15 protein-coding genes are annotated in these 17915 nt (G+C 65.0%); 10 read left to right on the forward strand and 5 right to left on the reverse strand.

Translation table 11 applies throughout. The annotated features are described in order from the left end of the window. Positions 1-93: 93 nt before the first annotated feature. The 8 genes from PF66_RS03075 to PF66_RS03115 all read left to right on the forward strand — a co-directional run bounded on the left by PF66_RS03075 (position 94) and on the right by PF66_RS03115 (position 10993). Positions 94-1584 (forward strand): gamma-aminobutyraldehyde dehydrogenase, encoded by a 1491-nt coding sequence (locus PF66_RS03075; protein WP_081006079.1) that lies wholly within the window; start codon positions 94-96, stop codon positions 1582-1584. 85 nt (positions 1585-1669) lie between these two features. Continuing rightward, entirely contained in the window at positions 1670-2821 is a 1152-nt protein-coding gene (ydcS, locus tag PF66_RS03080) for a putative ABC transporter substrate-binding protein YdcS (protein WP_054060604.1), read from the forward strand. A 207-nt stretch (positions 2822-3028) separates the two neighbouring features. After that, entirely contained in the window at positions 3029-4054 is a 1026-nt protein-coding gene (locus PF66_RS03090) for an ABC transporter ATP-binding protein (protein WP_054061862.1), read from the forward strand. A gap of 1 nt (position 4055) precedes the next feature. Further along, on the forward strand, positions 4056-5003 hold the full coding sequence (locus PF66_RS03095; RefSeq protein ID WP_054059763.1) for an ABC transporter permease: 948 nt from the start codon (positions 4056-4058) through the stop codon (positions 5001-5003). Next, the gene (locus PF66_RS03100; RefSeq protein WP_054059762.1) at positions 4993-5817 is read left to right on the forward strand and encodes an ABC transporter permease; all 825 of its coding nucleotides are present in this window, start codon (positions 4993-4995) and stop codon (positions 5815-5817) included. Before PF66_RS03095 ends, PF66_RS03100 begins: the two co-directional genes overlap by 11 nt. 164 nt (positions 5818-5981) lie before the next feature. After that, complete coding sequence (locus tag PF66_RS03105; RefSeq protein ID WP_054061863.1) at positions 5982-7406, forward strand: gamma-aminobutyraldehyde dehydrogenase; 1425 nt, start codon at positions 5982-5984, stop codon at positions 7404-7406. 179 nt (positions 7407-7585) lie between these two features. Next, positions 7586-9067 carry an APC family permease gene (locus PF66_RS03110; RefSeq protein ID WP_054061864.1) on the forward strand — a complete coding sequence of 494 codons (1482 nt, stop codon included), beginning with the start codon at positions 7586-7588 and terminating at the stop codon, positions 9065-9067. Between the two features lie 63 nt (positions 9068-9130). Beyond that, the gene (locus PF66_RS03115; RefSeq protein WP_054061865.1) at positions 9131-10993 is read left to right on the forward strand and encodes an NAD(P)/FAD-dependent oxidoreductase; all 1863 of its coding nucleotides are present in this window, start codon (positions 9131-9133) and stop codon (positions 10991-10993) included. Between the two features lie 80 nt (positions 10994-11073). On the opposite strand, the gene PF66_RS03120 is transcribed toward PF66_RS03115, so the two are convergent. From PF66_RS03120 to PF66_RS03140, 5 genes are all read right to left on the reverse strand, one after another. After that, positions 11074-11265: a hypothetical protein gene (locus PF66_RS03120; protein ID WP_054061866.1), complete on the reverse strand. Its 192-nt coding sequence runs from the start codon at positions 11263-11265 to the stop codon at positions 11074-11076. A gap of 156 nt (positions 11266-11421) precedes the next feature. Beyond that, the gene (locus PF66_RS03125) at positions 11422-11955 is read right to left on the reverse strand and encodes a GNAT family N-acetyltransferase (protein ID WP_054061867.1); all 534 of its coding nucleotides are present in this window, start codon (positions 11953-11955) and stop codon (positions 11422-11424) included. A 12-nt stretch (positions 11956-11967) separates the two neighbouring features. Continuing rightward, a complete protein-coding gene (locus PF66_RS03130; RefSeq protein ID WP_054061868.1) occupies positions 11968-13074 on the reverse strand; it encodes an NADH:flavin oxidoreductase/NADH oxidase in 1107 nt (368 codons plus the stop codon). A gap of 185 nt (positions 13075-13259) precedes the next feature. Then, the gene (gene recJ, locus PF66_RS03135) at positions 13260-14969 is read right to left on the reverse strand and encodes a single-stranded-DNA-specific exonuclease RecJ (protein ID WP_054061869.1); all 1710 of its coding nucleotides are present in this window, start codon (positions 14967-14969) and stop codon (positions 13260-13262) included. Between the two features lie 54 nt (positions 14970-15023). Beyond that, positions 15024-15566, reverse strand: coding sequence for a YaeQ family protein (locus PF66_RS03140; protein ID WP_054059185.1), 543 nt, complete (start codon positions 15564-15566; stop codon positions 15024-15026). 138 nt (positions 15567-15704) lie between these two features. On the opposite strand from PF66_RS03140, the gene PF66_RS03145 reads away from it, so the two are divergent. After that, on the forward strand, positions 15705-16904 hold the full coding sequence (locus PF66_RS03145; protein ID WP_054061870.1) for a CaiB/BaiF CoA transferase family protein: 1200 nt from the start codon (positions 15705-15707) through the stop codon (positions 16902-16904). Positions 16905-16955: 51 nt separating this feature from the next. Then, the gene (locus PF66_RS03150; RefSeq protein ID WP_054061871.1) at positions 16956-17840 is read left to right on the forward strand and encodes a TIGR02285 family protein; all 885 of its coding nucleotides are present in this window, start codon (positions 16956-16958) and stop codon (positions 17838-17840) included. Positions 17841-17915 lie beyond the last annotated feature (75 nt).

The raw sequence follows: 17915 nt of genomic DNA on the forward strand, positions 1-17915 counted from the left end.
TCAATATTTAGTATTTGTCGACCTCTCGTTCGGCCACTAGTCTCTTTCCATCCATATAGAGAAAGGCCGGACTCCAGCTGCAAGGGAAGCTCCATGGCCACAAAAGAAAAGAGAACTCGCAAAATGGCTGGCGCGCACCCGACCCCGCTGTTCACCTCATTGCTGATCGATGGTGAGCTCGTCGCAGGCCAAGGTTTCGTCGAACCGATCCTCAACCCGGCCACGGGCGAGGTCATCACGCAGATCGCCGAAGCCAGCAGCGAACAGGTCGAAAGCGCGATCCTCGCCGCCCACCGGGCGTTCGCCGGCTGGTCGCGGACCACCCCGCAGCAACGCTCGAACATCCTCCTGGCGATCGCCGACGCGGTGGAGAAAAACGCCGAGCTGCTGGCCCGCCTCGAATCGCTGAACTGCGGCAAGCCGCTGCACCTGGCGCGCCAGGACGACCTCAGCGCGACCGTCGACGTGTTCCGTTTCTTCGCCGGCGCGGTGCGCTGCCAGACCGGGCAACTGTCCGGCGAATACCTGCCGGGCTATACCAGCATGGTTCGCCGCGACCCGATCGGCGTGGTCGCCTCCATCGCGCCGTGGAACTACCCGATCATGATGGCCGCGTGGAAGATCGCCCCGGCACTGGCCGCCGGCAATACCCTGGTGTTCAAGCCGTCCGAGCACACGCCGCTGTCGATCCTGGCCCTGGCCCCGACCCTGGCCGAGCTGCTGCCGGCCGGCGTGATCAACATCGTCTGCGGCGGCGGCGAAGGCGTCGGCAGCCACCTGGTCAGCCACCCGAAGGTGCGCATGGTGTCGCTGACCGGCGATATCGTCACCGGGCAGAAAATCCTCCAGGCCGCGGCGAAAAGCGTGAAACGCACCCACCTGGAACTCGGCGGCAAGGCGCCGGTGATCGTCTGCAATGATGCCGACCTCCAGGCGGTGGTCGAGGGCGTGCGCAGCTACGGCTACTACAACGCCGGCCAGGATTGCACCGCCGCCTGCCGGATCTACGCCCAGGCCGGGATTCACGACCGCCTGGTGGCCGAACTCGGCGCGGCGGTGGCCAGCCTGCGCTTTGCCGGCAAACGCGATACCGACAACGAGATCGGCCCGCTGATCAGCACCCGCCAGCGCGACCGCGTCGCCAGCTTCGTCGAACGCGCCCTCGGCCAGCCGCATATCGAACGGGTGACCGGTGCGGCGGTGCATTCCGGCCCCGGCTTCTACTATCAGCCGACGCTGCTGGCCGGCTGCCGGCAGAGTGACGAGATCGTCCAGCGCGAAGTCTTCGGCCCGGTGGTCACGGTGACCCGCTTCGATGAACTGAGCCAGGCGGTGGACTGGGCCAACGATTCGGAATACGCCCTGGCGTCATCGGTATGGACCCAGAACCTGGACAAGGCGCTGCAGGTCGCCTCGCGCCTGCAATACGGCTGCACCTGGATCAACAGCCACTTCCTGCTGGTCAGCGAGATGCCCCACGGCGGCCTCAAGCGCTCCGGCTACGGCAAGGACCTGTCCAGCGATTCGTTGCAGGACTACAGCGTGGTGCGCCACATCATGGCGCGTCACGGCCAGACTCTGTAATACGCACGACTTTAATAACAAGCCGCCAGCGGCATGCATCATTCGTTCGACTGCCCCGACCATAATTAAAGAAGAGGGAAAACCGATGTTCGCGCACAAGACCGCACTGCTCAGTGCACTGACCACCGCCCTGCTGGCCAGCGCCAGCCTCCAGGCCGCCGAACCCCTGAAAGCCGTCGGCGCCGGTGAAGGGCAACTCGATATCGTCGCCTGGCCGGGCTACATCGAACGGGGCGAAAGCGACAAAGCCTACGACTGGGTCACCGGCTTCGAGAAGGAAACCGGCTGCAAGGTCAGTGTGAAGACCGCCGCCACCTCCGACGAAATGGTCAGCCTGATGGCCAAGGGCGGCTACGACCTGGTCACCGCCTCGGGCGATGCCTCGCTGCGCCTGATCGTCGGCAAGCGCGTGCAGCCGATCAACCCGGAACTGATCCCGAACTGGAAGAACCTCGACCCGCGCCTGAAGGATGCCCCGTGGTACGTGGTCAACAAGCAGACCTACGGCACTCCCTACCAGTGGGGCCCGAACGTGCTGATGTACAACACCAACGTGTTCAAGCAGGCCCCGACCAGCTGGGGCGTGGTCTTCGAAGCGCAGAACCTGCCGGACGGCAAGCCGAACAAGGGGCGCGTGCAGGCCTATGACGGCCCGATCTACATCGCCGATGCGGCGCTGTACCTCAAGTCGGCCAAGCCGGAGCTGGGCATCCAGAACCCCTACGAACTGACAGAAGCCCAGTACAAGGCCGTGCTCGACCTGCTGCGCGCCCAGCAGCCACTGATTCACCGCTACTGGCACGACGCGACCGTGCAGATGAGTGACTTCAAGAACGAGGGCGTCGCCGCTTCCAGCTCCTGGGGCTACATGGTCAACGGCCTGCAGGCCGACAAGCAGCCAGTGGCCTCGACCATTCCGAAGGAGGGCGTGACCGGCTGGGCCGATACCACCATGCTGCACGCCGAGGCCAAGCACCCCAACTGCGCCTACAAGTGGATGAACTGGTCGCTGCAACCGAAGGTCCAGGGTGACGTGGCCGCCTGGTTCGGCTCCCTGCCGGCCGTGCCCGCGGCGTGCAAGGAAAGCGAACTGCTCGGCGCCGAAGGCTGCAAGACCAACGGTTTCGAGACCTTCGACAAGATCGCCTTCTGGAAGACCCCGCAGGCCGAGGGCGGCAAGTTCGTGCCGTACAGCCGCTGGACCCAGGACTACATCGCGATCATGGGCGGCCGCTGACCGACCAGCCCCAAGTGCCCCGCGCTCCTGTAGGAGCCGGGCTTGCCCGCGAAGCTTTTAGCGTTCTTGAGGGCCCATTCGCGGGCAAGCCCTGCGCCTACAAGGGACGGGGCCAGACTCTCCTGTCGCATTCGTATTCGATTGAGCTTTTTCAGAAGTCCAGGCCGGGCCGCTGCGGCGTCCCGTGCCTTCTTGGAGCACCGCATCATGACGCTTGCAGTCCAGTTCACCCACGTTTCCCGTCAATTTGGCGAAGTGAAGGCCGTTGACCGGGTTTCCATCGATATCCAGGACGGCGAGTTCTTCTCCATGCTCGGCCCCTCCGGCTCGGGCAAAACCACCTGCCTGCGCCTGATCGCCGGCTTCGAACAACCCAGCGCCGGTTCGATCCGCATCCACGGCGAGGAAGCCGCCGGGCTGCCGCCGTACCAGCGCGACGTGAACACCGTGTTCCAGGACTACGCGCTGTTCCCCCACATGAACGTGCGCGACAACGTCGCCTACGGCCTCAAGGTCAAGGGCGTCGGCAAGAGTGAACGCCTGGCGCGCGCCGAAGAGGCCCTGGCCATGGTCGCCCTGGGCGGCTACGGCGAGCGCAAGCCGGTGCAACTGTCCGGCGGCCAGCGCCAGCGCGTGGCCCTGGCCCGGGCCCTGGTCAATCGCCCACGGGTGCTGCTGCTCGACGAGCCCCTCGGCGCACTGGACCTCAAGCTGCGCGAACAGATGCAGAGCGAATTGAAAAAACTGCAGCGCCAACTGGGCATCACCTTCATCTTCGTCACCCACGACCAGACCGAGGCGCTGTCGATGTCCGACCGCGTGGCGGTGTTCAACAAGGGTCGCATCGAGCAGGTCGACAGCCCGCGCAACCTCTACATGAAACCGGCCACCGCCTTCGTCGCCGAGTTCGTCGGCACCTCCAACGTGATCCGGGGCGAGCTGGCGCGGCAGTTGGGTGGCAGCGACCTGCCCTTCTCGATCCGTCCCGAGCACGTGCGTTTCGCCGAAGGGCCGGCCCAGGGCAACGAGGTCGAGGTCAGCGGCGTGCTCCACGACATCCAGTACCAGGGCAGCGCCACGCGCTTCGAACTGAAACTGGACAACGGCCAGAGCCTCAATATCAGCCAGCCCAACACCCAGTGGCTGGACACCAGTGCCCGTCACCAGACCGGCCAGCGCATCACCGCCCGCTGGGCGCGCGAAGCCATGATCCAGCTGGCGAGCGAGGTGTGACATGAGCAGCCTGACCCTGAACCCGACGACGGCCGGTCCGTCCCCCCTGCGCAGGTTTTCCAACCTGCTCTACCGCCGCCCCAACGTCTACCTGGCCCTGTTGCTGGTGCCGCCGCTGATCTGGTTCGGCGCGATCTACCTCGGCTCGCTGTTGACCCTGCTCTGGCAGGGCTTCTACACCTTCGACGACTTCACCATGGCGGTGACCCCGGACCTGACCCTGGCGAACTTCGCCGCGCTGTTCAATCCGGCGAACTTCGACATCATCGTGCGCACCCTGTGCATGGCGGTGGTGGTGTCGATCGCCGCCGGCATCGTCGCCTTCCCGATCGCCTACTACATGGCGCGCTACACCAGCGGCAAGACCAAGGCGTTCTTCTACATCGCGGTGATGATGCCGATGTGGGCCAGCTACATCGTCAAGGCCTACGCCTGGACCCTGCTGCTGGCCAAGGGCGGCGTCGCCCAGTGGTTCGTCCAGCACCTGGGCCTGGAGCCGCTGCTGCAGTTCGTGCTGGGCATTCCCGGGGTGGGCGGCAGCACCCTGTCGACCTCGCACCTGGGCCGGTTCCTGGTGTTCGTCTACATCTGGCTGCCGTTCATGATCCTGCCGATCCAGGCCTCGCTGGAACGCCTGCCGCCATCGCTGCTGCAGGCTTCCGCCGACCTCGGGGCGAAGCCGCGCCAGACCTTCATGCAGGTGATCCTGCCGCTGTCGATTCCCGGCATCGCCGCCGGCTCGATCTTCACCTTCTCGCTGACCCTGGGCGACTTCATCGTGCCGCAACTGGTGGGCCCGCCCGGCTACTTCGTCGGCAGCATGGTCTACGCCCAGCAGGGGGCCATCGGCAACATGCCCATGGCGGCCGCCTTCACCCTGGTGCCGATCGTGCTGATCGCCGTCTACCTGTCCATCGTCAAACGCCTGGGGGCCTTCGATGCACTCTAAGTCAGAAAAGCACGGGGAGCGGGCTTCCCTGGGCCTGCGCCTCGCGGCCTGGGGCGGGCTGGTGTTCCTGCACTTCCCGATCCTGATCATCTTCCTGTACGCCTTCAACACCGAGGACGCGGCGTTCAGCTTCCCGCCCCAGGGCTTGACCCTGAAGTGGTTCAGCGTGGCCTTCTCGCGGCCGGACGTGCTGGAGGCGATCAAGCTGTCGCTGCAGGTTGCGGCGATCGCCACGCTGATCGCCATGGTCCTCGGCACTCTGGCCTCGGCAGCCCTGTATCGCCGCGAGTTCTTCGGCAAGCAGGGTATCTCGCTGATGCTGATCCTGCCGATCGCCCTGCCGGGGATCATCACCGGCATCGCCCTGCTGGCGACCTTCAAGTCGCTGGGGATCGAGCCGGGGATGTTCACCATCGTCGTCGGTCACGCGACCTTCTGCGTGGTGATCGTCTACAACAACGTCATCGCCCGGCTGCGGCGCACCTCCCACAGCCTGATCGAGGCGTCGATGGATCTCGGTGCCGACGGCTGGCAGACCTTCCGCTACATCATCCTGCCCAACCTCGGCTCGGCGCTGTTGGCCGGCGGCATGCTGGCCTTCGCCCTGTCGTTCGACGAGATCATCGTCACCACCTTCACCGCCGGGCACGAACGCACCCTGCCGATCTGGCTGCTCAACCAGTTGAGCAGGCCGCGGGACGTACCGGTCACCAACGTGGTGGCGATGCTGGTGATGCTGGTCACCATGCTGCCGATCCTCGGCGCCTACTACCTGACCCGTGGTGGTGAAAGCGTGGCCGGCAGCGGCAAATAACCCCTTTACCAGGATGAACACCCAACCTGTAGGAGCAGGGCTTGCCCGCGAATGCATCCGCAAGATCGCTAAAAGCTTCGCGGGCAAGCCCCGCTCCTACAGGGAACCCGCGTCAACAACACGGTGTTTATCGGAACCTGTGAATGCGTCATGAGGACATCGATATGCAAACCAAACTGCTGATCAACGGCAAACTCGTCACCGGCGAAGGCCCGGCCCAACCCGTGTTCAACCCGGCCCTGGGCCGTGTGCTGGCGGAGATCCAGGAGGCCAGCGAGGCCCAGGTGGATGCCGCCGTACGCGCCGCCGATGCCGCCTTCGACAGCTGGTCGCAAACCGCGCCGAAAGACCGCTCGCTGCTGCTGCTCAAGCTTGCCGACGCCATCGAGGCCCACGGCGCGGAACTGGCGAAGCTGGAGTCGGACAACTGCGGCAAGCCACTGAGCGCGGCGCTCAACGACGAGATCCCGGCGATTGCCGATGTGTTCCGCTTCTTCGCCGGCGCCAGCCGCTGCCTGAACGGTTCGGCCGCCGGTGAATACCTGCCGGGTCACACCTCGATGATCCGTCGCGACCCGGTGGGCGTGATCGCCTCCATCGCGCCGTGGAACTACCCGCTGATGATGGTCGCCTGGAAAATCGCCCCGGCCCTGGCCGCCGGCAATACCGTGGTGCTCAAGCCGTCGGAGCAGACCCCGCTGACCGCCCTGCGCCTGGCCGAACTGGCCGCCGGGATTTTTCCGGCGGGCGTGCTGAACCTGGTATTCGGCCGCGGCCCGAGCGTCGGCAGCCCGCTGGTGACCCATTCGAAAGTGCGCATGGTATCGCTGACCGGCTCGATCGCCACCGGTTCGAACATCATTTCCAGCACCGCCGACAGCGTCAAGCGCATGCACATGGAACTGGGTGGCAAGGCACCGGTGATCATTTTCGATGACGCCGATATCGATGCCGCCGTCGAGGGCATCCGCACCTTCGGCTTCTACAACGCCGGGCAGGACTGCACCGCCGCCTGCCGGGTGTATGCCCAGGCCGGCATCTACGAGAAGTTCGTCGAGAAGCTCGGCGCGGCCGTGAGCACCATCCAGTACGGCCTGCAGGACGATCCGTCGACCGAACTCGGCCCGCTGATCACCGCCCAGCACCGCGACCGCGTCGCCGGTTTCGTCGAGCGCGCGATCGCCCAGCCGCACATCCGCCTGGTGACCGGTGGCAAGGCGGTGGAAGGCAATGGCTTCTTCTTCGAACCGACCGTGCTGGCGGACGCCCAGCAGGACGACGAGATCGTGCGCCGCGAGGTGTTCGGCCCGGTGGTCTCGGTGACCCGCTTCACCGACGAGGCGCAGGTGCTGCAATGGGCCAACGATTCGGACTACGGCCTGGCGTCATCGGTATGGACCGCCGATGTCGGCCGCGCCCATCGCCTGTCGGCACGCCTGCAGTACGGCTGTACCTGGGTCAACACCCACTTCATGCTGGTCAGCGAAATGCCCCATGGCGGGCAGAAACTGTCCGGCTACGGCAAGGATATGTCGATGTACGGCCTGGAGGACTACACCACCGTACGCCATGTGATGTTCAAGCACTGAAGGATTCGCCGACAGGCCGCTTTCCTGCCGGCCTGTCGGCGCCGGACCGCCCAGCGGTCCCATGGATGCTCCACCCGAAAACCAGAACCGACACGACAACATCGAACCGGGACGGGCCCCATGGCCCGGCCACGGTTTCGGACGGCCAGAATTTGCCGTTTTTCCGGAGCGATACCGCCATGAGTGCACAACCCCATCTCGGCGCCAGCGCCGACAGCGATGCCGAGCAACTGAGGCAACTGGGCTACACCTCGAACTTCAATCGCAGCATGAGCCTGTGGGAAAACTTCGCCCTGGGCTTCACCTACCTGTCGCCGGTGGTCGGCGTCTACACCCTGTTCGGCCTGTGCCTGGCCGCCGGTGGCCCGCCGATGTTCTGGGCCTACCTGCTGGTGGGCTGCGGACAACTGCTGGTGTGCCTGATCTTCGGCGAGGTGGTCTCGCAGTTCCCGATCTCCGGCGGCGTCTATCCGTGGGCCCGGCGCCTGGTCGGCAAGCGCTGGGCGTGGATGGTCGGCTGGATCTACTCCATCGCCCTGTGCGTAACCATCGCCGCCGTCGCCGTCGGTGCCGGCCCGTACCTGGCGGCCATGCTCGGTTTCGAGCCGAGCAACAACACCAACATCGTCATCGCCCTGGTGCTGACGCTGTTCGCCACCCTGATCAACCTCAGCGGCACCAAGACCCTGGCGCGCATCGCCCTGTTCGGCTTTCTCTGCGAACTGGTCGGCGCGGTGGTCGTCGGCGTCTACCTGCTGGTCTTCGAACGCCACCAGCCCCTGAGCGTGCTGTTCAACACCTTCGACATCCGCGTCGATGGCTCCTACCTGCCGGCGTTCCTCACCGCGTCCCTGGCCGGCATGTTCCTCTATTACGGCTTCGAAGCCTGCGGCGACGTGGCCGAGGAAACCCCGAACCCGAGCAAACGCATTCCGGTGGCCATGCGCATGACCATCTACATCGGCGGTGTCGCGGCGATGTTCGCCTGCCTGGCGCTGATCCTCGCCGTACCGGACATGCAGGCGGTGATCAACGGCACCGACAAGGACCCGGTAACGACCATCCTCGACAACGCCTTCGGCAGCGTCGGATCGAAAGTGGTGATGGGCGTGGTGATGATCTCGTTCATCTCCTGTGTGATCAGCCTGCAGGCCGCCGCCAGCCGCCTGTTATACGCCTACGCCCGCGACGAGATGGTGATCGGCAGCCCGTTGCTCAAGCGCCTCTCGCCGACCACCCAGGTGCCGGTCCCGGCGCTGTTCGTCTCCGGCGTGCTGCCGGCACTGATCATCGCCCTGGGCTTCTTCCTGCAGGATGCGGTGGCGACCATCGTCAGCTTCGCCGCCATCGGCATCTACCTGGCCTTCCAGATGATCGTGCTCGCCGCCCTGTTCGCCCGGGCGCGCGGCTGGAAACCCAGTGGCCAGTTCAACCTGGGGGCCTGGGGCATGCCAGTGAACATCGGCGCCCTGCTCTATGGTGTCAGTGCCATCGTCAACATGGCCTGGCCGCGGACCCCGGATGCGCCCTGGTACACCAACTACGCCATGGTCCTGACCACCGCGATCGTCATCGGCCTCGGCCTGCTCTACCTGTGGCTGGGCAAGCCCCATGACCGCGGCACCGCGCCGGCAGGCGACGCCTGGAAAATCAGCCGGTAACGGCAACTGCCCGGGCAGGCGACCGCTGCCCGGGCCATGACAACAACAAGACAAGGATTCAACATGGACATCACCCGCCGCGACTTCCTCAATGGCGTCGCCATCACCCTCGCCGCCGGCATGACCCCGCTGCAACTGCTCCAGGCCGCACCGGAGGGGCGCTACTACCCGCCGGCGCTGACCGGCCTGCGCGGCAGCCATGTCGGCGCGTTCGAGGTGGCCCACCAGATGGGCTGGGAGAAGAAGGTCTTCGACACCGACCACCTGCCAATGACCGGCGAGTACGACCTGGTGGTAGTGGGCGGCGGCCTCAGCGGCCTGGCGGCGGCGTGGTTCTATCGGGAGAAACACCCGAAGGCGCGCATCCTGATCCTCGACAACCACGACGACTTCGGCGGCCACGCCAAGCGCAACGAATTCTCCGCCGGCGGCCGCATGATCCTCGGCTACGGCGGCAGCGAAGCCTTCCAGTCGCCGAACCACCTGTACAGCCAGCAGGTCAACGGCCTGCTGAAAAAACTCGGGGTCGATATCAGGCGTTTCGAAACCGCCTTCGACCGTTCGTTCTATCCGGGCCTGGGGCTGTCACGCGGGGTGTTCTTCGACCGGGAGAACTTCGGCGAGGACAAACTGGTGAGCGGCGACCCGACACCGATGGTCGCCGACGACATCGCCCCGCAGCAGTTGAACGCCCGCCCCATCGACGCGTTCATCAACGATTTCCCACTGCCGCCCGCCGACCGCCAGGCACTGATCGAGCTGCACCAGGCGCCCCGCGACTACCTGGGGGGCAAGAGTGCCAAGGAGAAGGCCGCGCACCTGGCCGCCACCAGCTACCGCGATTTCCTGCTCAAGGATGTCGGCCTGTCGGAAACCGCGGTGAAGTACTTCCAGAGCCGCACCAACGACTTCTCGGCCCTGAGCATCGACGCCGTGGCGGCGCTCGACGCCTACAACGTCGGTTTCCCCGGCTTCGGCGCCATGAACCTGGAGCCCATCAGCGAGGAAGCCAAGGCGGAGATGGAAGAGCCGTACATCTACCACTTCCCGGACGGCAACGCCTCCCTCGCCCGCCTGCTGGTGCGCAGCCTGATTCCGGCCGTCGCCCCCGGCCACGGCATGGAGGACATCGTCCTGGCGTCCTTCGACTACACCAGGCTCGACCAGCCCCGCTCGCCGGTCCAACTGCGCCTGAACAGCACCGTGGTCAGCGTGCGCAACGTCGGCAAGGGCGTGAATGTCGGCTACAGCCGGGGCGGCCAGTTGAGCCAGGTACGTGGCAGGCACTGCATCCTCGCCTGCTACAACATGATGATCCCCTACCTGCTGCGCGACCTGCCCCAGCCCCAGGCCCATGCCCTGAGCCAGAACGTGAAGTTCCCGCTGGTTTACACCAAGGTGGTGATCCGCAACTGGCAGGCGTTCCAGAAACTCGGCGTGCACGAGATCTACGCCGCCACCCAGCCCTACAGCCGGATCAAGCTCGACTATCCGGTGAGCCTGGGCGGCTACGAGCACCCGAGGGACCCGAGCCAACCGATCGGCCTGCACATGGTCTATGTGCCCACCAGCCCCAACAGCGGCATGAACGCCCGCGACCAGGCCCGCGCCGGCCGCGGCAAGCTCTACGGGCAGACCTTCGAGCAACTGGAAACGCAACTGCGCGACCAGTTGCAGCGTATGCTCGGCCCCGGTGGTTTCAACCATGAAACCGACATCCTGGCGATCACCGTCAACCGCTGGTCCCACGGCTACGCCTACTTCTCCAACAGCCTGTTCGACGACGCCGCCGAAAGCGAAAAGCTGATGAACCTGGCGCGCCAGCCGGTCGGCCGGGTGAGCATCGCCAACTCCGATGCGGCGTGGAGTGCGTATGCCCATGCGGCGATCGACGAGGCCTGGCGGGCGGTGGGGGAAATAGGCTGAAGCCGGTGTCCGCTCTTGTGACGCAGAGCGTCACCGGCTGCGTGCCCACGCCGAGCGTGGGTACGATCATTCATCGGCGATCAGAACCGCGACACGCTGCCCATCTGGTTCAGCAGGCAGAACAGCGCGTCGCGGTCTGATTCAGAAAGCGTCCGATAACGTTCCACCAGCTCCCGCTCCTGCGGGCTGAGCCGGTGCACCCGGGGCGCGGGCGGTGCCCTGAAACGCCAGAGAAACAGCATGAAACCGAAGATGCTCCGCTCCTTTGCCATGGACGCCTTCCTTCTGTGACGGGACAGGAACCGCCTGGGCCGAGCGCCTCAGACTTAGCCTAAGGGTAGGAAGTATCGGCCTTTGGCTAAGATCTTTTCGGAATTTGAAGTAGGAAAATCACGCAAATTGCTTGCACCACCACGTGGAGCGCGGCGTCAACGCACGTCGAAATACAGGTAGATATCGTCGGGTTCCAATGCGTATAGGCCAGGATCGGGCCGCTCCAGCAGCCGGCAGCCACGCCGCAGGTAAAACTCCACGGTATTGCGCGAAGGGGTGGCCGAGACATACAGGCCATCGACGCCCTGGCTGCGGGCCTGGGCGGCGGCCTTGGCGAACAGCCGGGTCGCCAGGCCGGTGCCACGATAGTCGTGGCTGACGTGCAGGAACTTGAGTTGCAGCAGGCGCCGCCCGTCGTTGCCGATGAGCTTGCCGTCCAGCACCGCCGCCGCCACCAGCGTCGGGCCGGCGAACACGCCGTGGAACCAGGCGCCCTGGTCGAAGCAGCGGCGCAGGATCACGGCATCCTGCTCCGCCTCGCCCTCCGGCCATCCGGTCATGGCGCAGTATTCATCGTACAGTTCAAGGCTCCCGGCCTGGACGCGGTAGAACTGTTCGATCAGTTCCTTGCGATCGATCAGTGCCAACTGGCCCAGGTCGCTCAACTGCAGGTCTCGCTCAATCAACACCTTATGGCCTTTCTATTCACGCAGATCCGATTCGTGGATGGGTTGGTCGCGATGGGTCGCACGCTGGTACTGCGCCGGCCAGACCGCCTTGCGTCCGCCCAGGTCGTCGTCGGCGTGCAGCGGCCAGTAGGGGTCGCGCAGCAGTTCGCGGGCCAATAGGATGATATCAGCCTGGCAGGTCCGCAGGATGTGTTCGGCCTGGGCCGGTTCGGTGATCAGGCCGACCGTGCCGGTGGCGATACCGGATTCCTTGCGTACACGCTCGGCGAAGCGGGTCTGGTAGCCGGGCCCGGTGGGAATCTCGGCATTGGCGGCGGTGCCTCCCGAGGACACGTCGATCAGGTCGACACCCAGCGCCTTCAGGCGTCGTGCCAGCTCCACGGTTTCATCCGGGTTCCAGCCATCCTCCACCCAGTCGGTGGCCGATACGCGGACGAACAACGGCAGTTCCTCGGGCCAGACCGCCCGCACCGCCTCGCTTACCTGCAGGACCAGGCGGATGCGGTTGTCGAACGAACCGCCATACTGGTCACGACGCTGATTGCTCAGTGGCGAAAGAAACTGATGCAGCAGGTAGCCATGGGCCGCATGCACCTCGACCACCTTGAAACCGGCGACCAGGGCACGCCGGGCCGCCGCGACGAACGCCTGGATCACTTCGGCGATCTGCCCCTCATCGAGTTGCACGGGCTGAGTGTGCTGCGGGTCGAAGGCGATCGGCGACGGTCCGACCGGTGTCCAGCCGCCCTCTTCCGGCTTGACGCTGCCATGCTTGCCCAGCCATGGCCGGTGGGTGCTGGCCTTGCGTCCGGCATGGGCCAGCTGGATACCGGCGACAGAACCCTGGGCGGCGATGAAGCGGGTGATGCGTTGCAACGGTTCGATCTGTTCGTCGTTCCACAGGCCCAGGTCCTGGGCGGTGATGCGGCCATCGGCGGTCACCGCCGTGGCTTCGGTGAAAACCAGCCCGGCACCGCCTACCGCGCGGCTGCCGAGGTGAACCAGATGCCAGTCGTTGGCCAGGCCATCGACGCTGGAGTATTGGCACATCGGCGAGACCGCGATGCGGTTCGCCAGGGTCAGTTGACGAAGGGTATAGGGTTCAAGCAGCAGACTCATGGGGCACCTCTCAAATCAAGTGGGCTGGCTCCAGGGTTCTGTGAGAACGTCGGCGAGTGACATGAACGAAGTAGATGACCGCCCCCCGGCGGGTAGAAAGGAAGACAACGTCACAAGACCATTCAGACAGTGCTTAGAGCCTAGTCGACAATGACGGACACCGGAGGGTTCAGCCGCGGCAAATCTCAGCGCGGCTCGATATGGGCGATCATCAGCTGCACGCTTTCCTTGCCGCGGAATTCGTTGAGATCGAGCTTGTAGGCCAGTTCGACCCAGTCGACCCGGGCATTGGCCCAGACCTCAGGGTCGATACCGAAGGCGATGCCATCGAGCTTCAGCGAACCGCATTCGCTTCTCAGCACCACCTTCAGATGCCGCTCGCCGACGATGCGTTTTTCCACCAGTTGGAAGACGCCATGGAACAGCGGCTCGGGGAAGTGCTGGCCCCACGGGCCGGCATTGCGCAGCGCCCGGGCCAGTTCCAGGTTGAATTCCTCCAGGGCCAGCGTACCGTCGGTCTGCAGGCGTCCGGTGAGGTCATCCTCGCTGAGTTGACGACGCACCTCGGCATCGAAGGCCTCGGCGAACAGCGGGAAATTCTCCTGCGGCAGGCTCAGGCCGGCGGCCATGGCGTGACCGCCGTACTTGCTCATCAGCTCCGGATGCTGCGCCGCCACCACGCTCAGCGCATCGCGGATATGAAAACCCGCCACCGAACGACCGGAGCCCTTGAGCATGCCATCACCGGCATCGGCGAAAGCGATGGTCGGGCGGTGATAACGCTCCTTCATCCGCGAGGCGAGAATGCCGATCACCCCCTGGTGCCAGTCCGGGTCGAACAGGCACAGGCCGAATGGCATCGAGTCTTCCGGCAGTTCCTTGAGCTGGGCCAGGGCCTCGCGCTGCATGCCCTGCTCGATGGACTTGCGGTCCTTGTTCATCTCGTCGAGTTGCGTCGCCATTTCCAGGGCCAGGGCCGGATCTTCACAGAGCAGACACTCGATCCCCAGGCTCATGTCGTCCAGGCGCCCGGCCGCGTTCAGGCGCGGGCCGAGGATGAACCCCAGGTCGGTGGAGGTCAGCCGCGCCGGGTCGCGCTTGGCCACCTGCAGGATCGCCTTGAGCCCCGGCCGGGCGCGGCCGGCACGAATCCGCTCGAGGCCCTGATGCACCAGGATGCGGTTGTTGGCGTCCAGCGGTACCACGTCGGCGACGCTGCCCAGGGCCACCAGGTCGAGCAGTTCGCCGATGTTCGGCTGCGGCCGGCTGTCGTACCAGCCCAGGCTGCGCAGGCGCGCGCGCAGGGCCATCAGCACGTAGAAGATCACCCCGACCCCGGCCAGGGCCTTGCTCGGGAACTCGCAGCCGGGCTGGTTCGGGTTGACGATGGCATCGGCCGCCGGCAGTTCGCTCCCCGGCAGGTGGTGGTCGGTGACCAGCACGCTCAGCCCCGCGGCCTTGGCCGCCTGCACGCCATCGATGCTGGAGATGCCGTTGTCGACGGTAATCAGCAATTGCGGCTCGCGTTGCAGGGCCACAGCGACGATTTCCGGGGTCAGGCCATAGCCATAGTCGAAGCGGTTCGGCACCAGATAGTCGACATGGGCCGCGCCCAGCAGGCGCAGGCCGAGCACCCCGACGGTGCTGGCGGTGGCGCCATCGGCATCGAAGTCGCCGACGATGAGGATCCGCTGGCGCTGCTCCAACGCCACCACCAGCAGGTCCACCGCCGCCTCGATGCCCTTGAGCTGCTGGAAGGGAATCAGCCGTGCCAGGCTCTTGTCCAGTTCGGCCTGGGAAGCGACGCCCCGCGCGGCGTACAGGCGGGTCAGCAGGGGCGGCAGGTCACCGAGAAACGGCAGGGTGGCGGGCAGGGGGCGGGGTTCGATACGCATAACGCTGGCGGAATTTCTCTTTTCAGTACGCGGGAGTTGAAACGGCGGCCGGACTCAGCCGCGCTCGCCCAGCAGCCACTGGAGCTGGACTTCGTGCTGGCCACGGTCGTCGGTGACGAAGACGGTGCCGTCGCTGATCATCACGTCCCACTTGATCACCCGCGGCATGTCCTGGGCCAGGGTTTCCAGCACATCCTGGGGGATCGCGGCGATATTGACGTTCTTCAGGTTCTTCACCGCCGGCACCACCTTGCCTTCCCAGACCCGCAGGCTGCCATAGGCCAGCAGGCTGGTGCGCTCGGTGCGACGCGAGCACCAGGTCAGGCGTTCGGCGTCCGGCTGGCCGACTTCGATCCAGTGCAATACCCGATCATCCAGGCTTTTTTCCCACAGCGCTGGTTCGTCTACCTCTGACAGACCGCGACCAAATGCCAGCAGTTCGTTGTACCACAGGGCGTAGGCCAGCAGCCGTACCGCCATGCGTTCCTCGGTTTCCGAAGGGTGGCGGGCGATGGTCTGCTTGACGCTCTCGTAGACGTTGCGATCCAGGTCGGTGAGGTTGAGTTCGAACTTGTAGGTCGTGGACGGCTGGGCCATGAACAGGGCTTCTAAAGACGGGAAAGGTGGCCAGTCTAACCGATACCCGGGTCAATCAACGACTGTCGATGGTTAGGAAGATGACGCGCGCCATGTTAAAAGGCTCTACAACCCCTATCTTGTCCTACAGGATCGTCCATGTCAGTCGCCGCCAAACCTCTCTCGGGCCTGAAAGTCATCGAACTCGGAACCCTGATCGCCGGCCCTTTCGCCTCGCGGATCTGCGCCGAATTCGGCGCACAGGTGATCAAGGTCGAGTCGCCGGACGGCGGCGATCCGTTGCGCAAGTGGCGCAAGCTCTACGAGGGCACGTCGCTGTGGTGGTTCGTCCAGGCGCGTAACAAGAAATCCCTGACACTGAACCTGAAAAATCCGGACGCACTGGCGATTCTCAAGCAACTGCTGAGCGAAGCCGACATCCTGATCGAAAACTTCCGTCCCGGCGTCCTGGAAAAACTCGGCCTGGGCTGGGAGACCCTGCATGCGCTGAACCCCAGGCTGGTCATGGTGCGCCTGTCCGGGTTCGGCCAGACCGGGCCGATGAAGGACCAGCCGGGCTTTGGGGCGGTCGGCGAATCCATGGGCGGGCTGCGCTACATCACCGGTTTCGAGGACCGCCCGCCGGTACGCACCGGCATTTCCATCGGCGACTCGATCGCCGCACTGTGGGGCGTGATCGGGGCGCTGATGGCCCTGCGTCATCGCGAAGTGAACGGCGGCCAGGGACAAATGGTGGATGTCGCCCTGTACGAAGCCATCTTCGCGATGATGGAAAGCATGGTGCCGGAATTCGACGTGTTCGGTTTCATCCGCGAACGCACCGGCAATATCATGCCCGGTATCACCCCGTCGTCGATCCACACCACCGCCGATGGCCGGCATGTGCAGATCGGCGCCAACGGCGACGCGATCTTCAGGCGCTTCATGCTGGCCATCGGCCGCGAGGACCTGGCGAACGACCCGCAACTGGCCAGCAACGACGGGCGCGACAGCCGACGTGACGAACTCTATGGCGTGATCGACCGCTGGGCCAACGCCCAGCCGCTGGACACGGTGCTCGCCGTACTGGCGGCGGCCGAAGTCCCCGCCAGCCGCATCTACAGTGCCGAGGACATGTTCGGCGATCCGCAATTCCTCGCCCGGGAAATGTTCCTGCAGGCCAAGCTGCCGGACGGCAAGGACTTCAAGATGCCCGGCATCGTGCCGAAACTCTCGGAAACACCTGGCTCCAGCGAATGGGTCGGGCCGCGGTTGGGCGAACACAACGCCGAGGTGCTGGGCAGCCTTGGCTACGATGCGGCAGGCATTGCCCGACTGCGTGAAAGTGGCGCCATTTGACGTGTGACGCTAACCAACGACTGGTTTCAAGCCGAGGAAGGTATTCACCTCATGACTCCCAGTGCCTTGTGGCGACGCCTCGTTCCCACGCTGTTGGCGATATTGATCGGAGTGCTGTCACCTGGCGCGCAGGCCAGGGAGACCCTGATCTGGCTGCTGCGGGACCTGCCGCCCCTGAGCATTTTCGATGGGCCGCAACAGGGCCAGGGGGCCGTGGACCAGATGCTGCCGCTGCTGATGGAGCGGTTGCCGGAGTACGACCACACCATACTGCGGGTCAACCGGGCACGGGGCATGCAAATGCTCGACAGCCCAGCCTTCACCTGCGACCCGGCGCTGCTGTGGACACCGGCACGGGCGCAGAAAATGCTGTTTTCCATTCGCAGCATGGGTACCACCAGCAACGGGCTGGTGGTTCGACAGAAGGACCGCGGGCTGGTCGAACCCTTTCTGGTCGAGGGCCAGGTCGATCTCGCCGCACTGTTGAACAGCCACAGCCTGCAACTGGGGATCATCGCCGAACGCAGCTACGGCCATCCGATCGATGATGTGCTGTCCCACACCAACGAACAGTACCTGGTACGTCACTACGGCAACGACGCCCTTGGCAGCCTGCTGCAGATGCAGCGCATGGGACGCCTGAAGGCGCTGCTCGGCTACGGTGTGGAGGTTCGCTATCAGGCCCGCCAGCAACAGATCGCCGAAGACGACCTGGCGTTCTATCCGATCAGGGATACAGCCACTTATCAGTTCATCCGGATCGCCTGCTCCAACACGCCGCAAGGTCGCGCGGCGATTCCCCATATCAACGAGATCCTGCGCGAACTGCGCCAGGACAGGCTGGTGGAACTCTATGCGCGCTGGCTGGCGCCGGCCGAGCGGGAAAAATACCGGGAAGATGCCAAGGGATTTTTCCTGGTTCCCGATGACCAGTGACGAATTTCGGGCAAAAGAAACCCCGAGAAGTGGGGAGACGACTCGGGGCTAAACGTGGCCTACAAAGACCAGTAC

Origin of the sequence: Pseudomonas asplenii (assembly GCF_001293465.1) — a bacterium.
Classification (GTDB): Bacteria; Pseudomonadota; Gammaproteobacteria; order Pseudomonadales; family Pseudomonadaceae; genus Aquipseudomonas; species Aquipseudomonas fuscovaginae_B.